Consider the following 19,176-nt stretch of genomic DNA (forward strand, 5'->3'; position numbering starts at 1 on the left):
ATCGGATGCCTATCGAGCCGAGGCAATCAGCTCCGCCGCCTTTTCCGCGATCATGATGACGGGCGAATTGGTGTTGCCCGAAACGATCGAAGGCATGATCGAGGCATCGACCACCCGCAGTTTTGAGAGGCCATGCACCCGCAATTGCAGATCGACCACCGCCAGCGGATCGCTGCCCATCTTGCAGGTGCCGACCGGATGGAAGATCGTCGTGGCGATATCGCCGACACGGCGGATCAGGTCCTCTTCGCTCTGATACTGCGTACCCGGAAGCATTTCCTGCGGCCGGTATTTGGCGATGGCACCGGCTTCCATCAAGCGCCGTGCATGGCGGATGGAATTGGTCGCAACAATCCGGTCCCCGGCCGTCGAAAGGTAGTTCGGGCGGATTTCCGGAGCGACGGAAAGATCAGGCCCGGCGACATGCACGGTCCCCCGGCTTTCCGGCCGCAGGTTGCAGACCGATACGGTGACGGCCGGATACTTGTGCAGCGGTTCGCCCAGCCGGTCGGTGCTCAGCGGCTGCACATGGTATTCGAGATCGGCCGTAGCCACCGCCGGATCGCTCTTCGCAAAAATGCCAAGCTGGCTCGGCGCCATCGACAGCGGCCCGGAGCGGCGCAACATGTATTCGAGCCCCATGCCCGCCCGGGTGAACAGGTTGTGGTAGAGCTGGTTCAGCGTCTTGGCGCCCTCGATGCGGAACACCGTGCGGATCTGCAGATGATCCTGCAGGTTTTCGCCGACACCCGGAAGATCATGGGTAACACCGATGCCAGCGGACGCCAGCACATCCGCCCTGCCGACCCCGGAAAGCTCCAGAATCTTCGGCGAATTGATTGCACCGGCCGACAGGATGACCTCGCGGCTGGCGCGGGCAACATGCGCCTGCCCGTTCATCCGGAACCGCACGCCGGTCACCATTCTGCCGTCGAACTCCAGCCGCTCGGTTTCCGCCCCGGTCAGCACCCGCAGATTGGCCCGCTTCATCGCCGGGCGCAGGAAAGCCTTGGTGGTGTTCCAGCGCAGGCCGCCGCGCTGGTTGACCTCGAAATAGCCGGAACCCTCGTTGTCGCCATCGTTGAAATCGTCGGTTTTCGGAATGCCGAGTTCTTCAGCCGCATCCCGGAAGGCATCAAGGATCGGCCAGGACAGCCGCTGTTTTTCCACCCGCCATTCGCCACCCGCCCCGTGCATCCGCGACTTGCCGCGATAATTGTCCTCGGATTTGAGGAAATAGGGCAGCACATCGTCCCAGCCCCAGCCGGTATTGCCTGCCTGCCGCCAGCCGTCATAGTCGGCCGCCTGGCCGCGCATATAAATCATACCGTTGATCGACGAGCAGCCGCCGAGCACCTTTCCACGCGGATAAGGCAAGGAACGGCCGTTCAGCCCAGCCTCGGCCGCCGTCTTCATCATCCAGTCGGTGCGCGGATTGCCCATGCAGTAGAGATAGCCGATCGGCACATGCACCCAGTGATACCGGTCGCTGCCGCCAGCCTCGAGCAAAAGCACGCGGTTTTTCGAATCTGCAGAAAGCCGGTTGGCCAGCACGCATCCCGCCGATCCAGCCCCAACGACGATGAAGTCGTAGGTTCCCGCATCCAAGGTCTGGTCATTCACATGCATGTTCACGCCGCCACTCCAGCAACAACCGGCTCAACCGCTGTCAGACGCCGCCAGAGCGGCCCCATCGCCTCGGCAATATCGGTATAGAGAGCGTAGCGCCGGGCATAATGTGCATCAAGCGAGACGTTCGGACGATAATGCCGCTCGGTGCGCACCATGGCTGCGGCACCCGCACCGAAATCCTCAAAGATACCGACGCCGGTTCCAGCGGCGATCGCAGCTCCCAATGCACCGGTTTCGCGCGAGCGGGCAACGGTGACGGGAACGCCGAGCACATCGGCGAAGATCTGCGGCCAGATCAGGCTGCGCGACCCGCCACCGGAAAGGACAGCCTCGTTGAACACGGCACCGGCCTTGCGGATCGTCTCGATATGCTGGCGATGACCGAAGGCAACGCCTTCCAGCAGCGCCCGTACGAGATGCCCCTTGGTGTGCCAGCCGGCGATGCCGTAGAAACCGGCCCGCGCATGGCCGTCCTGCTGGGCGCCGTAAAGATAGGGATGGTAAAGCGGATCGTCGGCCGTGGGCTCGACTGCTCCGGCCAGCGCGCAAGCTGCATCAAAGGGCGAAACGCCGTCCGCATGCTCGCCTTCAAAGAACTCCCTGACCAGCCATTCGAGATTGGCGGCCGAAGTAGCGCTGTTTTCCATCGCCATGTACCGGCCACGGTCGAAAGTGGAGGACATGAAGACCGGCCCATCGAGATCGGGACCGTCGATGATCACCTGGTTGATGCTCCAGGTCCCGGCGATGATAGAGGCGCTGCCGGTGCGCGTGACGCCCGACCCGAGCGCCGAGGCGACCACGTCGAACAGCCCGCCCACCACCGGCGTGCCGGCGGCAAGACCGGTCTGGCTCGCCACCTCTTCCGTTACCATGCCGGCAATATCGGCACTTTCGATCAGCGGCGGCAGAAGGTCCATGCAATCGCCGAGGCCATAGGCCTCCATCAACGCCTTGTCGTAGCGGCGTTCGGCAAGATCAAGCAGCCCCGCGCCGGACATGTCGGAAACCTCGCTGACCCGCTCGCCAGTCAGGCGGTTGACGATGAAATCCTTGGAGAAGAACACAGTGCCGATACGGCTGAACTGCTCCGGCCGGTGGCGCTTCAGCCAGGCGAGCAAGGTCGGCGTCTGCGACGGCCAGGGACGCTGGCGGGCAATCGGATAGGTCCGCTCGCCGACGCCAGTTCCACGCCATTCGTCGACCAGGCCGGACGCCCGTGTGTCGAGCGACTGGATGCCGATGAGCGGTGCGCCATCGCGATCGAGCGCATAGAGACCGTTGCCATGCCCGGCGCAACCGATCGCGGCAATTTCCTCGGGCTGGATCTTCGCTCTCTCAATGCAGGCGCGAATAACCTGCCGCGCATTGGTCCACAGTTCATCGAGACCGCGCTCGACATGGCCCGGGTGCGGCATGCGGCTATGGCCTTCCTCGGCAGCGGCCGCGATTTCGTTGCCCGCCCGGTCAAAAATCACCGCCTTGATCACGGTGTTTCCGGCGTCGAGCCCCAAAAGATAGTCTTTCATTCTAAACCCCTCCCAAGGCTCTGACAGTTTTGCGCGGATCGGGCCGAAAACACAGGCCTTACTTCCTCTTCTCCCCAACGGGGAGAAGGTAGCCCGAAGGGCCGGATGAGGGGGCGGCAGGCTCTGAACTCGCCGCCCCCTCATCGCCTCGCTAAGCTCGGCACTTCTCCCCGTTGGGGAGAAGAAAGAACCTGCTCCTTACCCCTGCTGATAACGCGCAAACGCCTGTTCGCCGCTGGCATTCTCATGAATGATCGCCATCAGTCCGCGCACCACGGCACTCGGATTGGCATGCTGATAGATGTTGCGCCCATAGACCATGCCCATGGCGCCCTGCTGCATCAAGGCCGCCGATTTATCGAACACAGCCCGCAAATCCTCCTTGCCGCCGCCACGTACCAGAACCGGGCAGCGCGCCGCCTCCACCACCCGGTGGAAATCCGCGGCATTGTCGGTCGGGTCCGCCTTGACGATATCGGCACCCATCTCGCGGGCAAGACGCGTCAGCGTGACGATCTTGTCGGCATCGCCATCCACCATGTAGCCGCCTTTTTCCGTGACCGGCTGCATCACCAGCGGCTCGATCATCAGCGGCATGCCATACTTGTCGCAATCGGCCCGCACGCGGGAAATATTCTGCACGCACTGGCGGAACAGGTCCGGCTCGTCCGGCAGCATGAACAGGTTGACGACGACGCAGGCGGCATCCATCTCGAGCGCGCCGATCAGCGGCTCGGCCTCGTTCTGCAACACCGCCCACATGTCGCGGTGGCGGATGCGGTTATAGGGGTTGCCCATGTCGATGCGCATCACCAGTGCCGGCTTGTCCTTGCCAGGGATATCCTGCAGCAGGTCCGCCTGGCCGTAGTTCATCTGGATCGCATCCGGCCCGGCAGACACCAGCGCCTTGACGACCGCTTCGATGTTTTCCAGTCCATCGAGGAAAGACGGCTCGTTGCATACGCCGTGGTCTATCGCCACGTCGAGGCAGCGGCCATTGCCGAACAGCCGGTTCATCCGGACTTTGCTGTTGTTTCGCATTCTGTGCTCCTTGGTTCGTTCCTTGCGGAAAGCATATCTTCATCGACGCCATGGCGCCCGTTGAGAAGGGTGAGAAAACGGCTGCGCTCCTGAGCGCGCTGCGCCGGTGTCCAGTGTTTTTCCTGCGCCAGCAGATCCAGCACCGCATCGGCCATATCCAGCGACAGTTCGCCCGAAATCGCCAGCGCCGTCCGGCGCAACAGCAGATCGTCAAGATGCTCGACCGCTTCGCCGCGGATCAGGAACTGCAATTCGCGTACCGAATAACCGGCGTGCGGCAGCGCTGCGTCGGGGCCTGCCGCAATGAAGGCTGCAACGGCCTCGGCATCGGTGCCATAACGGGCAAACAGCTCGGCCATGCGCGCTCCGGAAAGCCCCTTGGCCGTGGCAGTGTTCGCAAGCCAGACCGGCGCATTGGCCGGAAAGGCCCGCCCGCCGCCGATTGGCCGGTCGGTTGTCGAAACACGGCGGCGTTTGCCTAGCCGTTCGAGCGCCATATCGGCGGCCATCTCCCCGAACGACCGGAACGTCGTCCACTTGCCGCCAATCATGCACAGCACCGGCGGACCACCATCCTTCGGCTCCACGACCGTGCAGAAATGATCGCGCGGAATGCGGCCGGTAAAGCTATCGGTGCTGGCAGGCAGCGGCCGCACACCGGCAAACTGGAAGACGATCTCCTCCGGCCTGATCTTGATATCCGGCAAGACGAAGGCGAGCGATTGCAGGATGTAATCGCGCTCGTCGGCTTCGCAGCGCACGGTTTCCGGATCATCGACGCGGATATCGGTGGACCCGACCAGCACCTTGCCGAGATAGGGAAACAGGATGCAAATCCGCCCGTCCTCATTTTCGTAATAGATCATGTGATCGGCGAGCGCGCCGCGCAGCGCGTCATTGTCGATGATCAGATGCGATCCCTTGGTGCCGCCCATCAGCGGTGCGGGGAGCGCGTCCGGCGAAAACAGGCCTTGGTTGGCGATATCGATCCAGCCACCAGTGGCATTGATGATCAGCGCCGGTTCAACGGCAACGGATGCACCGCCAATCTGGTCTTCCACGCGATACCGGCCGTCTTCCGTGCGGCGCAGCTCCGCATAGTTCAGCGCCTTGGCCCCGGGTGCCGCCAAAAGACCGTCCTGCAACAGTTCCATGCCAAGCCGTTCCGGATGACTGACCCAGGCGTCGAAATAGGTGGCAGAACTCTTGATGCCCGGATGAAGGGCTGGCCATTTGCTGAGCGTCGAACGCCGTCCGCGAAACTGATGGCGCGGCATCATCGCCCGCTTGCGTGTCAGGAAATCATAGATACTGAGACCTGCCTTGATGGCAATGGCGCCCCTGCGGCTCGGGCTGCGGCTCAAACCCAGAAACCGGACGAGACCATTGCCGAGACCGGAAAAGATATCGAAGACCGGCACCGTCGTCGGTAGCGGCGCCACGTAATGCGGCGCGTTGCGCAACAGCCGGTCCCGTTCGGCGAGCGATTCCTGCACCAGCTTGAACTCGCCATTTTCCAGATAGCGAAGCCCGCCATGCACCATGCGCGACAGCGCGGCACTGGCACCCGAGCAGTAATCATGCTTTTCGACGAGCAGCACGTTCAGCCCCTGCAGCGCCAGTTCCCGAAAGACGCTGATGCCGTTGATGCCGCCGCCGATGACACACACGTCCACCTTCGGGCTCTGGCGGAGCCCGTCCAATATTTCTTCACGTTTCATGATGGCGATCCGCTACCTGTCCATATCAGTCAGTTTCGCCGCTATCGCCGTATCGATGGCCGCGAGATCGGCCGCGTCGAGCCGGATGGTGCCTGCCCGCGCGTTGTCGATCGCCTGCGCCGGATTGCGCGCGCCGCACAGCGCGAAGGTCACGCCAGGCTGCGCCAGTGTCCAGGCAATCACGGTCTGGGCGATGCTGGCCTCATGCTTTTCCGCAACCGGCCGGATGGCGTCGGCCAGAGCCGCTGCCTTCTTCCGATTCTCGACTGAAAAGCGGGGATTATCCTTGCGCTGGTCGTCGCCGGAAAACACCCGGTCCGGACCGATCGTGCCCGACAGAAGCCCGAGCGCCAGCGACGAATAGCTGAGCGTCGCGATGCCGTTGGCCTTGGTCATTGGCAGAAGATCCACCTCGATCTCCCGATCGATCATGCTGAACCGTTCCTGGATCGCATCGAGACCACCCACCGCAATATAGGCATTGAGATCATCGCGGCTGACATTGCTCGCCCCGATGGCGCGGATCTTGCCGGAGGCGCGCAGGTCTTCCAGCGCCCGCATGGTCTCTTCGACCGGCGTCGTCGGGTCTTGCCAGTGGGTGATGTAGAGATCGATATAGTCGGTTCCGAGCCGCTTCAGGCTCTCCTCGACCTCGTGCAGGATTGCGTCCCGGCCGAGATAGCGATGAACCGGCTTGCCGTCCTGATCGAAGAAGTGGCGGCCTTTCTGCGTGTGCCAGACAAGACCGCATTTGGTGGCGATGACGGCCTTGTCGCGGCGGCCAGCCAAGGCCTTGCCGACGATCTCCTCCGAACGGCCAAGCCCGTAGGCCGGCGCCGTATCGATCAGCGTTACGCCGGCATCGAGCGAAGCCTGGATTGCGGCGATGGATTCCGCCTCGTCCGTCCCGCCCCACATCCAGCCGCCGATCGCCCATGTGCCGAGCCCGACCGCCGAGGCGGAAACGCCGGATGCACCGATCTCGCGTGTCAACTGTTGTCCGCTCATGCCCATTTTCCTTCGCAATTCGCCAATGCCAGCACGCGCGCACCGGTCGCTTCGTCCGTCACCAGCGTATCGAGATGATTGCCTCTCAGAACACTGAGGATCGGTCCTGCCTTGTTTGGTCCGCTCGCCACGCCGATCTTGGTGGGGATCGAGGCAAATTCCGGCAGTGTCAGCGACACCAGCGACCGGTTGAGGCTGTAGTCACAAACCTGCCCCTGATCGTCGAGCAGATGCGCCAGCAGTTCGCACGATGCGCCGGAACGCTCGATGGCCGCGCGGTCGGTGCTCGAAGACGGATGCAGGTCGTAGTAACTCGAGTCGTCCGACAGGATCGAGCCGATGCCGACCACGGCGATCTTCGCCTCGCGGGCCCGCTTGAACACGTCGGCAACGGAGCGCATGTTGATCAGCATGCCGCGCTCGGCCGCACTATCGGCAAACAGCGGCGCATGGATCTGGTAGGAACGCCCGCCCAGCCGGTCGGCCATCATCGTCGAGACGTGGTTGACGTCGGTGTAATGTTTGCCCTGGACGCAACCGGTCGCGGGGATCACCTCGACATCAAAGCGGCGCTGCGCTTGCAATCCGGCAACGACGGCGCTGACGCCCTTGCCACCGGTAATACAGATCGTATCGCCATCGATAATCTCTTCCAAAAGCAGCCGGGCCGCCGCCTCGCCGACCGCCTGCAGCGCTGTCTGCGGATTGTCCGACACCGTCGGCACCACCACGGCGCGGCCGATACCGCCGAGCGCCAGCAGCTGTTCTTCCATATCGACCAGCGGCTCGACCGGCGACTTGATCTTGATTTCGACGAGGCCCAGCTGGCGGCCGCGCTTGATCAGCCGATTGACGGTGGCGTGCGAGATGCCGAGCTGATCGGCAATCTGCGCCTGCGTCAGCCCTTCGAGGAAATGCAGAACCAGCGCCTGGTGCATCTGCCGCGCAATGACGATCTCCTCGCGCGGCGCATTGGCGGGTTTCAGTTTGGCAATCGGCCTATTGGGCGACATATCAGGCAGCCTTCCGCTTGTGCAGGAAATGGTCGATTGAAACAGCGGCGAGCAGAATGCAACCTTTGATCATGTCTTGCCAATAGACGGACACGTCGAGCAGGATCAGCGAGCTGGTGACAACAGAGAGCAGAGCGATGCCGAGGATCGCCCCCAGGATCGTGCCGGAGCCACCGTTGAGCGAAGCGCCGCCGATCACGGCCGCTGCGATGATGTTGAGTTCCATGCCAACACCGAACGTCGGGGTCGCGGCACCGAAGCGCGACATGTATATGACGCCGGCAACACCGGACAGGGTGGCGCAGAGCACGGTGACCCAGAATTTCACCTGGTTGGTCTTGATGCCGGAATACAGCGCCGCCTTCTCGTTGCTGCCGGTATAGAACACCTTGCGGAACGCGGTTGCCCGGCGCAGCAGGAAATCGAACAGCACGACGACCGCGACGAAGATCAGGATGACATAGGGGATGCCGTAGAACGTCCCCTGCCCGACCGCCTTGAACGACGGTGGCAAGGTAAACAGCGACAGCGGCGTGCCCTTGGTGATGATCAGGCAGATACCGCGCACGATCACCATGGCCGCAAGCGACGTAATGAAATGGTTGAGCCCCACCACCGTGACGAAGAAGCCCATGACGCAGCCGATCAGGCCGCTGGCAATGATGCCGATCAGCGATGCACTCCACGGATCAAGCCCCATCAGGAACAGCGATCCCGACAGCACCATCGAGAAGCAGACGACCGAACCGACCGACAGATCGATGCCGCCGACGATCAAAAGGATGGTCATGCCGACGACGACGATGCCTTCGACCGAAAAGGACATCATCATCGCCCGGAAGTTGCCGAGCGTCAGGAAGTGCGGCGAGGCAAACGTCATGGCGATGCAAAGCGCCAGGATGATCGCGATCAGTCCTGCCTCGCGCATCGTCCCCAGCCGCTTCCAGCCCGGCGCCCGCGCCTGATGTGCCGTTGCCAATGTAGCATCCGCCATGACCTTGTCTCCTGCCCCTGCTTGTTCTTTATGCGGCATGCTCTGATGCCTTTGAAGTGTTGTGATCGCCGACCCCCGATGCGAGCCGCATGATTGCCTCCTCCGTCATCGCCTCGCCCTCGACCTCACCGGCGACCGTGCCTTCGCGGATCACCAGAACCCGGTCGCAAAGGCCAAGGAGCTCCGGCAGTTCCGACGAAATGACGACGATGCCGATACCGGAGCGGGCGAGATCGCGCAGCAGCCGGTGGATTTCCGATTTGGCGCCGACATCGATGCCGCGCGTCGGCTCGTCCATCAGGATGACCTTGGGATTGACCGCCAGCTGCTTGGCAATCGCCACCTTCTGCTGATTGCCGCCCGACAGCGACGAGACCGGCATTTCGATACCGCCCATGCGCACGCCGAGCCTCCTGGTCAGATCACGGGCGCGCTCCGCCTCCGTCTTCGAATTCAGAAGCCCCAATGGTCCCGTCAGCGACTTCAGGTCGAGAACGGCAATATTCTGGGCGATGGACAGATCGAGAAAAACGCCAGAGCCCTTGCGATCTTCCGAGAGATAGACGACACCAGCCTTGACGGCCTGAGCATAGGACCGGGCGTTCAGCCGCTGCCCATGCAGCGTCACGTCGCCCTCTGTCACCGGCCGCAAGCCGCAGATGCCTTCCGCAATCTCGGTGCGGCCCGATCCGATCAGACCGCCGATCCCGAGAATTTCGCCCTTGCGCAAGTCGAAGCTGACATCGTGAAAGCGACTGCCATCGCCCAGCTTGCCGAGGCTCAAAATGGTTTCGTTCGTCCGCTCGCTCGCAGTCTGCTTTTCCGGATAGAGCTGCGTGATCTCGCGGCCAACCATGCGGCGGACGATATCGTCCGGCGTCAGATCCGCGACCTTCTCCGTCGAAACATAACGTCCGTCGCGGAAGACCGTGACCCGGTCGCAAAGGCTGAAAATTTCGGCCATGCGATGGCTGATATAGATGATTGAAATACCCTGTGCCTTCAGATCACGGATGATCCCGAACAACACCTGGGTTTCGGATTCCGTCAATGCGGCCGTCGGCTCGTCGAAGATCAGCACCCGGCAATCGAGCGTCAGCGCCTTGGCGATCTCGACCAGCTGCTGGCTGGAAATTGGCAACTCGGCCACCTTCTGGCGCACGTCGATCGGTGTCAGCTGGTTCATCACGGCCTGAGCCTCGCGCTCCAGCCTGCCATAATTCATGAAAGGCGAGCGACGCCGGTTGGTAGCTGCCATGAACATGTTTTCCGCCACCGTCGCATCGGGGCAGAGCGCAATTTCCTGATGCACGAGGCCAAGCCCGAGCGATTGCGCCACCGACGGCGACGTCACCTTCACCGGCACACCATCGACGAGAACTGCGCCCTCGGTCGGCTGCAATACACCGGCGATGATGTTCATCAGCGTCGATTTTCCCGCGCCGTTTTCGCCACACAGCGCATGAACCTCGCCCTTCTCCAGGCTGAAGCTCACATCCGTCAACGCCTTCACGGCACCGAAGTGCTTGCTGACATTGCGAATTTCCAAGACCGGCACCGGCGCCATGACATTCTCCCTGATACGCTTGCGGTGGCTGCCCGGAGCATCATGCCCCGGGCAGCCGGCACGAAAAGGCTTACTCCTCGATGCCCTTCGTACCACGCCGCTTCAGGTACTTGTCCCAGTAGAAGTCGTCGGCATTGTCGGCAGTCACGATCGACAGGCCGTTATCGACGAAGGGAATGCTCATCGGGTTGAAGCCGGCGCGCTTGGCGTCGTTCATCGGGTCGATGAGTTCCGGATGCTTGGCGAGCCACAGAAGCATGAAGCCCATGTAACCCTGCATGCCCTGGTTCGGGTTGATCGAGCCGAACACTTCGCCCGCCTTGATCATGTCGAGAATGTTGGCGTTGACGTCGGCGCACATGACGAGGATCTTGCCGCCGTTTTCCTTGCTGGCCTGCGACGCGCCGATCGCCGAGTTGGCTTCCGGCATGAACACGGCACCAAGGTTCGGATTGGCCTGGATGAGGCTCGACAGCGCCTGATAGGCCTTGGTCGGATCCTGGTTGGAAGCCGCACGGCCGACCAGCTTCATGTCCGGATATTTTTCTCCCATCCGGGCGATGAAGGCGGCGATACGCTTGTCGTGGTTGTCCTGGCCTGGATTTTCCAGAACCGCATATTCGCCCTTGCCGCCCATCTTTTCGGCAATCGCGTCGGCGGCATAGGTGCCTTCGCGGGTGTTGTCCGAGGTGATGAACGAGATGCGCTTGGAAAGCGGCGCATCGGCGGCGAAGGTCACGACAGCCGTGCCCTGGTCGATCGCGCGGTTGATCGGCTCGATGAACGGGTCGGAGTTCATCGGGTGAACGAGGATACCGGCCGGGTTCTGGGCCAGCGCCTGGTCGAATGTGGCAATCTGCTTGTTGACGTCATATTCCGGCGTGCCGGTATAGGCGGTTTCACAACCGAACTGCTGGCCCGCCTGCTTGAACATTTCATAGACCGGGAACCAGTATTCGACGCCCGAGACCATGACGTTCATGACATACTTTTCGCCCGGCTTGCAGCGGAACGGATTTTCCGTTTCAGCGCTGGCAGCGCCGGCGAACAGCGTGGATGCAAGGACCGCCAATGCGGTCGTGCTTAGAAATTTGCGCAAGATTCCTCCTTGAGGCCGAAGCCCCTCCCAAATACCCGGCGGCGCCTGAAAGGCGGCCCGATGATCCAATGAAGACCGGAGTTCCTCCTCGAAGTCCGGTATGGGCAGATAATCGCAACGGCGAAGCGCTGTCAATATAATTCATACTTTGAAATATATTTCACATATTCGGATAACGAAGCTCCGCCTTTTACTGTCAACGCCCCCAGCAAGACCACTCCCGTCCCGGCATCTCATCCATCATCACACGGCGTTCAGGCTGCTGTCAGCCCAAAACGTCAGAGGTGGCTGATCGAAACAGCCGTTGGTGGAACGATGTACAGATTTTTGAAGCTGGCCGGGCTGGCAGGTTGCGCCGCCGCTGTGGGGCTTGGAACCTATCTCTTCACCATTCAGGCCACCGGCAATTTTTCCGAGGTTGTCCCCGGCGCGCTTTATCGTTCAAACCAGCCAACGGCCCTGCAAGTGGCCGATTATGCTGAGCGCTACGGTATCAAAACCATCGTCAACCTGCGCGGAAGCAGCGAAGACGCCGCATGGTATAAAAACGAAGTTGCAGCAGCCCAGGCCCTCGGCATCAAACATATCGACTTCAAGATGATTGCGACCCGAGAATTGAGCGTGGAAGAAGCCCACAAGCTCGTCACAGTCTTGCGCGACGCGCCCACGCCCATTCTCATCCACTGCAAATCCGGCGCCGACCGGACCGGCCTTGCCTCCGTCCTTTATCTCAACCGCATTGCCGGCGTCGATGAAGACATAGCTGAGCGGCAACTGTCGATCCGCTTTGGCCATTTCAGCATCCCTTTCCTCTCGCCCACCTATGCGATGGACGAGAACTGGGAAATGCTCGAAAAGGTCTACGGTCTTTCCGGCTGATCAGCGGCACCGGCCAGTTACAGACGTCACCCGGCGGCTCAGGACACCAGGCTCTTCGGCCGGGCGATATCGTTTACCCCTTCCGCATCCGGCGCATGGCCGTAACTCATCTTGCGCATCTGCTCGATCACTCGCGCCATCTCATCGTCCGGCAACACCGGCGGCTCGCCGAGCGTCAACGCCTGCACATACATGCGCGACAAGGTTTCGATTTCGATCGCCAGCCAGAGCGCGCCTTCCAGCGTCTTGCCAAGCGAAATCTGGCCATGCTGGCCGAGCAGGCAGGCGAGCCGGTCCTTCAGCGCCACCAGTGCATGATCCGAAAGAGCCTGCGTGCCGAATGTGGCATATTCCGCGCAGCGTACCGTCGTACCACCGGCGACACCGGTCATGTAATGAAAGCTCGGAATGGTCTTGTGATGGCAGGCAAGCGTCGTGGCGTAGATCGAATGGCAGTGTAGCACGACATTGATATCCGGCCGGTTCTTCAGAATGTCGCGGTGGAAGCGCCATTCCGAAGACGGCCGGCGGCCGGTATAGGTGCCGTCGAAATCCATCTCCACCAGATCGCCCGGCGTCATCGTGTCGTAGGCAAGTGAGGATGGCGTGACGAGGAAACCGGTGGCCGTGCGCACGGAGAGGTTCCCCGCCGTTCCCTGATTGATGCCGCTGGCGTTCATCTTGCGGCAGGTGTCGACCATGTCGCGGCGCAGCGCGGCAATATCGGTGTGTTGAGTGCTCATAGGGAGGACCTTTCGTAAAGCACGTTGAAATTTGTGGCCTGTCTGGCCGTGGCCTGCCAACGGCGGGCATAGGCCGCCAGATCGGCGGATGGATGGTTGAAGACCGGTGGTTTTTCGAGCGCGATCGCCGCCCGGGCGGACCGGGTTCCGTGGCTGGCGAGCAGCGCCGTGCCCGAGGCAACGCCATAGGTATCGAGGCTGGAAACCGTGTCACCCTGCGGCCGCAACGCCGCAACCAGCGCCGCATACAGAGGATCGCGCAGAAAGCTTCCGTCGAGGATCACCCGGCCACTGCTTCTCAGCGCATCCAGGCATTCGACCGTCAGAAGCGCCGTATAGAGCACCGCCAATGCCTTGCGTTCCGCCGCATCGGCCGGAGGCGGCCCGGCAATATGCCCCTTGCCCGCGCTGCCGGGAAACAGCCCATCGTCATCGCCAAAAGATGGCAGCGCCATCGTGCCCTGCCCGATCATCCGGCTGACGGCAGCCGCTTCGGCATTCAGGCGGTTATCGTCACGCCCGGCAACATGGGTGAACTCGCGCCCGCCCATGGTCAGCGCCCCGCCGACCGGGTTGCCATCGACATCGCTGTTGCAAGTCATGCCGCGATGTTCGTCCAGTCGGTCAAGCGGCGTCTTGCCGCTCAGCGCAACGATCCACGTCCCGGTTGAAACCACCGTCGCATCATCGAACCCTGCCGCCTGATAGCGATAGAAGTTGGCGCTGCTGTCATGAATGCCGGCGAGAACCCGGATGTCCGGTGGCAGATCGTATCGCTTCGCGACAACCGAACGGATCGTCCCGAGCGCCTCCCACCCCCTGGCGAAAGGCGGCAGCAGGTTTTGCCAGCCCTGCGATGCAACGATAGGCGACCAGTGCTGCTCTGCCACATTCCAGAGATGCGATTGCGCACCGAGAACTGTGGCTTCTGACACCGCCACACCCGACAATCGCCAGGCCCAGTATTGCGGCACGCCCAGAAACCACTTTGCCCGGGAAAAACCTGCAGGATCGGCCTGCTGCATCCAGAACATCTGGCGGGCATGATGGGTGGCGCCATGCATCATGGCGCTGCCCCGGTCGAAGAACGAGCCGGACAAGGCGGCATAACGCCGGCGGATATCGTCCGGCAGAGCCTGTTCGTAATCGATCATCGGCAAGGCGGTACCGTCGCCGGCATCGGGATCCGGTCCAACGAGAACGCCGCCGGAGCCATGGCCGGAGGAAACGAAGGTCGATAGGGGATGGCGCTTTGCAAGACCGGCAAGCGTGCCGAACACCCAATCGCTCAGCGTATCCAGATCGTGATGCCGCCACGGCCCGTCTTCAGTCACCGGATTGGCAACCGACAGCGTTTCGAGAATGGTGCCGGATGCTGTGACCGCGTTAAGCTTCACATTGGTCTTGCCGACATCGAGGACCGCGACAGTTGCTTCCTGCCCGTCCCCCCTTCCTTCGCTCCACCGCCCGTCCGCCATGTCCGCATCCCGCATTGTCTGTCAGTTAGCGGCTGTTCCCGCCCGTGCGGGAACAACCCGGTCCTGTTGTCAGATCAAACCGTATTGCCGCGCCTTGTTGCGCAGGAACGGCAGGCCGTTGCCCATCACTTCAGCCTTGTCCTTGGCCACCGGCCGCCAGACGGCAAGCCCATAGGCCACCTGCGGCGGCATGTTGATGAAGCTTTCCATGGCAAGGCCGCCCTTGAAGCCAATGGCAGCGAGCGCTGCATAGATCTCGTCCCACGGCACGTTGCCGTAACCGGGCGTACCGCGATCGCTTTCCGAGAGATGGATATATTTCAGGTGCTCGCGCGCATCGAGAATGCCGTTGGCAGCGCCCTTTTCCTCGATGTTCATGTGATAGGTATCGAGATGCACGAAGACATTGTCGGCACCGACCCTCTCGATCATATCGACCGCCTGCCAGCCGGTATTGATCAGGTGGTTTTCGTAGCGGTTGACCGCCTCGACGCCCAGTTCGATGCCGCGCGTCTTGGCGTGCTTGGCTGCCGCCTGTAGGGCGCGGGCGATATTGTCATATTCCTTTTCGGTCGGCGGAACGCCGGTGCGCTCGCCGATACCGCCGAAGATGACCCCGGACAGAGCTTCCGCCCCCATATCCGCCGTCTTGTCGATGGCGACCTTCAGGTGCTCGACGGCCTTTTCCGGATGCACCGAGGCCCAGGCATGTTCCGGCAGCCCGAGCGAGCAAACCGAACGCAGCTTGTGTTTTTCGAGCAGCTTGCGGCTATGTCCAGCATCGACCGCAGGCGCATCGAGAAGCGCGATTTCGATGAAATCCATCTCGTATTTGACCGCGGCGGCAATCGCCTTTTCCGCTCCCGCATGGTCCCATTTCATGGTCCACATACTGGTATGAACGCCAAAACCTTCCATGGTTCTATCCTTTTTTACGCTTGAGAGATTGGAAGTGGCCTGCGGCAAAGCGCAGGATCATCACGGTGATGAGCAGGATGCCCCAGACGGCCGTCGCCAGATGTTGATTGGCGCCGAGGATGTTGAGGCCCGAAGACAGGAGCTGCAGCACCACCAACGCCACGGCCACCGGAATGACACGGCCAAAGCCGCCGAACGGATTGACCCCACCGAGGAAGCAGGCAAGCACGGTGATCAGCAGGTAGGACTCGCCGTGGCCGACACGCACCGAGTTGAACCGGGCGAGCATGATGATGCCGGCAATCGCGCACATCGCCCCCGACAGCGTATAGACCAGCACCAGCACCTTGCGGGTATTGACGCCGGAATACCGCGCCGCCTCGATATTCGAGCCGATCATGTAGGTGTTGAAGCCGAGCTTCATGCGGGTCAAAAGCAGATGCCAGATCAGGACACAGCCGATGAAGACGAGCAGCGGCACCGGAAAGCCGAGAATGCTGCCATGGCCGAGCGGCTGCAGGAAGGCTGGAAAACCTGAGACATCGCCGCCACGCGTCAGGAACTCGCCAAGCCCGCGCAGGAAGATCATCATCGACAGGGACACAAGGATCGGGTGGGCGCGGGTATAGGCAATCACCAACCCCATCACCACGCCACTCAAAGCTCCGACGCCAATCCCCAGGACGGAGCCGAGGAAAAAGGCAAACGGTCCGGCATCAGCACCGCCATTTTGCTGCAGCACCCAGGCAACCGTCAGCCCGGCAATATTGGCGGTAAAGGTGATGGCAAGGTTGAGGCCGCCTGTCAGCACCGGCAAAAGCATCGCCAGGGTCAGAAGCCCGAGTTCCGGCAGCTGGAAAGCCACCGAGCCGAAGGTCGCCCAGCTGAAGAATTGCGGCGAGGCCAGGCTGAAGATCACCAGTACGGCAATGAGCGCAAATCCCGGCCCGGCCATATCCGGCCCGAGTGCCACCTTGATGCGATTGAGGATTGCGGTCATTTGCGGCCCTCCTCATGGCGCATGAACGGCAAGAGCTTTTCGATGCTGGTATTGGACAGGGTAATGGCGACGAGAATGATGGCGCCGACGATCATCTTGAAAGCGTAGGGCGAAACACCTGCCAGATTGAGCCCGTTCTGGGTAATCGAGATCAGAAGAACGCCGAGCACGCAGCCAAGCACCGAGCCCTTGCCGCCGCCGAGCCGCGCACCACCGAGAACAACGGCGGCCAGTACGTCCAGTTCTCGGCCATACAGTGCATTCGGCACCACTTCCTGTGCATAATGCGCCTGGATCAGGCCGCCGATCCCGGCCATCAGGCCAAGCCAGCCGAAAGCGATGAACTGCATCGCGCCGATATTGATGCCGAACCGGCGCGCGCCCTCCGGATTGTCACCGAAAGCATAGAGCTGCCGCCCGGTCGTGGTACGGGTGATGAATACCCAGGTCGCCACCACGCAGATCAGCATGACCAGCACCGGAAGCGTGATCTCGATCCAGCTGCCGTCAGCCATTTCGTGTTCGAACAGGATGACCCGCGACGTCAACCAGTCCGGCAGATTGTAGATCGACACCCCGCGGGTGAAGAACATCAGCAGGCCAAAATAGATGTTGAAGGTGGCGATGGTCGCGACGATCGAAATGATCCGGAATTTATGGATCAGGAAAGCATTGACCGCACCGAGCAAGACGCCGAGCGCCCCGGCGATCAACAATCCGCTGATCCACCCGCCACCGCCCATCCAGCCGAGCATCAGTGCAGCGACATACTGAACGACGGAAGCAGCAACCGCGAACGAGATATCGATGCCACCCGCAATCAGAACCACCAGCAGGCCGACGGCAAAGATGATATTGACGGAACTGGTGTTGAGCAGATCGAACGCATTGCCGAGCGAGAAGAACCGGTCGGTTGCAAAGGACAGGAACAGGCTGATGACAGCGATGACGGCGATCAGCGCAAATTCCGTCGCATGGGATTGAACAGCCTTACGCATAGACGGCTGCCTCGATCTCGGCGAGCGAGCAGGCCGCTGGCAGGAACTGGTCGACGACACGCCCCTTGGCCATATGCAGCACGCGGTCCGCGTTGAAATAGACTTCCGGCACCTCGTCGGAAATCAGGATGATCGCGAGGCCCGTCTCCGCCAGCTTCGCGACGATATCGAAGATGCCTGCGCGTGCGCCGACATCGACGCCGACGGTCGGGGCATCGAGGATGAGCAGCTTCGGATCGGTCGCCAGCCATTTGGCAATCGCAATGCGCTGCTGGTTGCCGCCAGACAATGTCGAGATCGCATCGGTTTGCAGCCCGATCTTGACGCCGAGATCAGCGATCCATTGAGCGACGAGATCGCGCTTGCGGCTGTCGGACAACAGTCCGCCCGAGATGATCTTGTCGAGCGAGGAAATCACCAGATTGTCGGCGATCGATTGTGGCTGGATCAGCCCGAGCGACAGCCGGTCTTCAGAGAGATAGGCGATCCCTGCCGCGATGGCGTCACGATTGGAAGAGAAATGAACCGGCTTGCCTTCGAGTTTGACGGTGCCGGAACGCGGCTTCAGCATGCCGAACAGCGAGAGTGCCAGTTCAGTGCGCCCTGCCCCCAGCAATCCTGTAATGCCAAGGGTTTCGCCCCGCCGCACGGCAAACGAGATATCCTCGAACTGTCCGGGCCGCGAAAGAGCTTCCACCTCCAGCACCACCGGATTGGCATTGACATTGCGGGCGCGAACCGTCTGGTCGAAGGTCTTGCCGGTCATCAGTTCGGTAATGCGCGACTGGGTCATGCCCTCGGTCGAATAGGCGCCAACCAGCGCACCATCGCGCAACACCGTCAGTCGGCTGGAAATCTCCAGCACCTCGGCCAGCCGGTGGCTGACGAAAACAACGGCAACACCGGAGGCAGACAGCGTGCGGACAATATCGAGAAGATGGTCGGTTTCCGATTGCGTCAGCGATGCGGTCGGCTCGTCCATGAAGACGAGCTTCGCTTCGCCGACCAGCGCCCGGGCAATCGCCACGATCTGGCGCTGGGCGATGGCATAGTCCTTCAGCGGCCGGTCGACATCGAGCGTCACGTCCAGCCGCGCCAGGGCTTTGACCGCCTTCTCGCGCATGGCGTTATAATTGACGAAACGCGGCCAGCGGCCGAGCAGCGTCTGGAACGCAATATTCTCGGCCACCGTCATTTCCGGAAACAGCGCCAGATCCTGCCAGATCACCTGAATGCCGGAATTCTGCGCCGTCACCGGCGACATATGCGAATAGGTCTGCCCGTCGAACTCGATCACCGCGCCATCCTGCGGCCGGTAGACGCCGGTGATGATCTTGATCAGCGTGCTCTTGCCCGAGCCGTTTTCACCCGCCAGGCAATGCACCTCGCCCGGCAGGACGTCGAAACTGACATCCTTCAAGGCCCTGACGCCACCGAACGTCATGTTGATGTTGCGCAGGGACAGAAGCGGCTTTTGGCCACTCTTAGCGCTCTCGCGTCCAGTCATCGGTTCAACCTGTGAAATGCTGATTTTTTAGAACTTCCGGGCGCCGCCA

The 19,176-nt window shown here is 61.7% G+C and carries 16 protein-coding genes; 1 reads left to right on the top strand and 15 read right to left on the bottom strand.

Features of this window, described 5'->3' with window-relative positions; translation table 11 throughout:
- Positions 1-9 precede the first annotated feature (9 nt).
- The 9 genes from ASC96_RS26475 to ASC96_RS26515 all read right to left on the bottom strand — a co-directional run bounded on the left by ASC96_RS26475 (position 10) and on the right by ASC96_RS26515 (position 11,604).
- Positions 10-1,635, bottom strand: a complete 1,626-nt coding sequence (locus ASC96_RS26475) for a GMC family oxidoreductase (RefSeq protein ID WP_060506019.1) — start codon at positions 1,633-1,635, stop codon at positions 10-12.
- Positions 1,632-3,161 (bottom strand): FGGY-family carbohydrate kinase, encoded by a 1,530-nt coding sequence (locus ASC96_RS26480; protein WP_060506020.1) that lies wholly within the window; start codon positions 3,159-3,161, stop codon positions 1,632-1,634. Before ASC96_RS26480 ends, ASC96_RS26475 begins: the two co-directional genes overlap by 4 nt.
- Before the next feature lie 198 nt (positions 3,162-3,359).
- On the bottom strand, positions 3,360-4,202 hold the full coding sequence (locus ASC96_RS26485) for a class I fructose-bisphosphate aldolase (RefSeq protein ID WP_060506021.1): 843 nt from the start codon (positions 4,200-4,202) through the stop codon (positions 3,360-3,362).
- Positions 4,175-5,923, bottom strand: a complete 1,749-nt coding sequence (locus ASC96_RS26490) for a glycerol-3-phosphate dehydrogenase/oxidase (RefSeq protein ID WP_060506022.1) — start codon at positions 5,921-5,923, stop codon at positions 4,175-4,177. The genes ASC96_RS26485 and ASC96_RS26490 overlap by 28 nt, the downstream gene beginning before the upstream one ends.
- A 12-nt stretch (positions 5,924-5,935) precedes the next feature.
- The gene (locus ASC96_RS26495) at positions 5,936-6,931 is read right to left on the bottom strand and encodes an aldo/keto reductase (protein ID WP_060506023.1); all 996 of its coding nucleotides are present in this window, start codon (positions 6,929-6,931) and stop codon (positions 5,936-5,938) included.
- Entirely contained in the window at positions 6,928-7,944 is a 1,017-nt protein-coding gene (locus tag ASC96_RS26500) for a sugar-binding transcriptional regulator (RefSeq protein ID WP_060506024.1), read from the bottom strand. The genes ASC96_RS26495 and ASC96_RS26500 overlap by 4 nt, the downstream gene beginning before the upstream one ends.
- A gap of 1 nt (position 7,945) precedes the next feature.
- Positions 7,946-8,938 (bottom strand): ABC transporter permease, encoded by a 993-nt coding sequence (locus ASC96_RS26505; protein ID WP_112834580.1) that lies wholly within the window; start codon positions 8,936-8,938, stop codon positions 7,946-7,948.
- Positions 8,939-8,966: 28 nt separating this feature from the next.
- Positions 8,967-10,505 carry a sugar ABC transporter ATP-binding protein gene (locus ASC96_RS26510; protein WP_060506026.1) on the bottom strand — a complete coding sequence of 513 codons (1,539 nt, stop codon included), beginning with the start codon at positions 10,503-10,505 and terminating at the stop codon, positions 8,967-8,969.
- A 70-nt stretch (positions 10,506-10,575) separates the two neighbouring features.
- Positions 10,576-11,604, bottom strand: a complete 1,029-nt coding sequence (locus ASC96_RS26515) for a substrate-binding domain-containing protein (protein WP_060506027.1) — start codon at positions 11,602-11,604, stop codon at positions 10,576-10,578.
- 315 nt (positions 11,605-11,919) lie between these two features.
- Between ASC96_RS26515 and ASC96_RS26520 the strand changes: the two genes are divergently transcribed.
- Complete coding sequence (locus tag ASC96_RS26520) at positions 11,920-12,483, top strand: dual specificity protein phosphatase family protein (RefSeq protein WP_060506028.1); 564 nt, start codon at positions 11,920-11,922, stop codon at positions 12,481-12,483.
- A gap of 38 nt (positions 12,484-12,521) precedes the next feature.
- On the opposite strand, the gene ASC96_RS26525 is transcribed toward ASC96_RS26520, so the two are convergent.
- The 6 genes from ASC96_RS26525 to ASC96_RS26550 all read right to left on the bottom strand — a co-directional run bounded on the left by ASC96_RS26525 (position 12,522) and on the right by ASC96_RS26550 (position 19,127).
- Positions 12,522-13,226 carry a class II aldolase/adducin family protein gene (locus tag ASC96_RS26525; RefSeq protein ID WP_060506029.1) on the bottom strand — a complete coding sequence of 235 codons (705 nt, stop codon included), beginning with the start codon at positions 13,224-13,226 and terminating at the stop codon, positions 12,522-12,524.
- Positions 13,223-14,704 (bottom strand): FGGY family carbohydrate kinase, encoded by a 1,482-nt coding sequence (locus ASC96_RS26530; RefSeq protein ID WP_060506099.1) that lies wholly within the window; start codon positions 14,702-14,704, stop codon positions 13,223-13,225. Before ASC96_RS26530 ends, ASC96_RS26525 begins: the two co-directional genes overlap by 4 nt.
- Positions 14,705-14,773: 69 nt before the next feature.
- A complete protein-coding gene (locus tag ASC96_RS26535; RefSeq protein WP_060506030.1) occupies positions 14,774-15,622 on the bottom strand; it encodes a sugar phosphate isomerase/epimerase family protein in 849 nt (282 codons plus the stop codon).
- Between the two features lie 4 nt (positions 15,623-15,626).
- Entirely contained in the window at positions 15,627-16,622 is a 996-nt protein-coding gene (locus tag ASC96_RS26540; RefSeq protein WP_060506031.1) for an ABC transporter permease, read from the bottom strand.
- Positions 16,619-17,620: an ABC transporter permease gene (locus ASC96_RS26545; RefSeq protein ID WP_060506032.1), complete on the bottom strand. Its 1,002-nt coding sequence runs from the start codon at positions 17,618-17,620 to the stop codon at positions 16,619-16,621. The genes ASC96_RS26540 and ASC96_RS26545 overlap by 4 nt, the downstream gene beginning before the upstream one ends.
- Positions 17,613-19,127: a sugar ABC transporter ATP-binding protein gene (locus ASC96_RS26550; protein WP_060506033.1), complete on the bottom strand. Its 1,515-nt coding sequence runs from the start codon at positions 19,125-19,127 to the stop codon at positions 17,613-17,615. The genes ASC96_RS26545 and ASC96_RS26550 overlap by 8 nt, the downstream gene beginning before the upstream one ends.
- Positions 19,128-19,176: the final 49 nt, after the last annotated feature.

The organism is Rhizobium sp. Root1204 (genome assembly GCF_001424965.1).
GTDB lineage: Bacteria > Pseudomonadota > Alphaproteobacteria > Rhizobiales > Rhizobiaceae > Pararhizobium.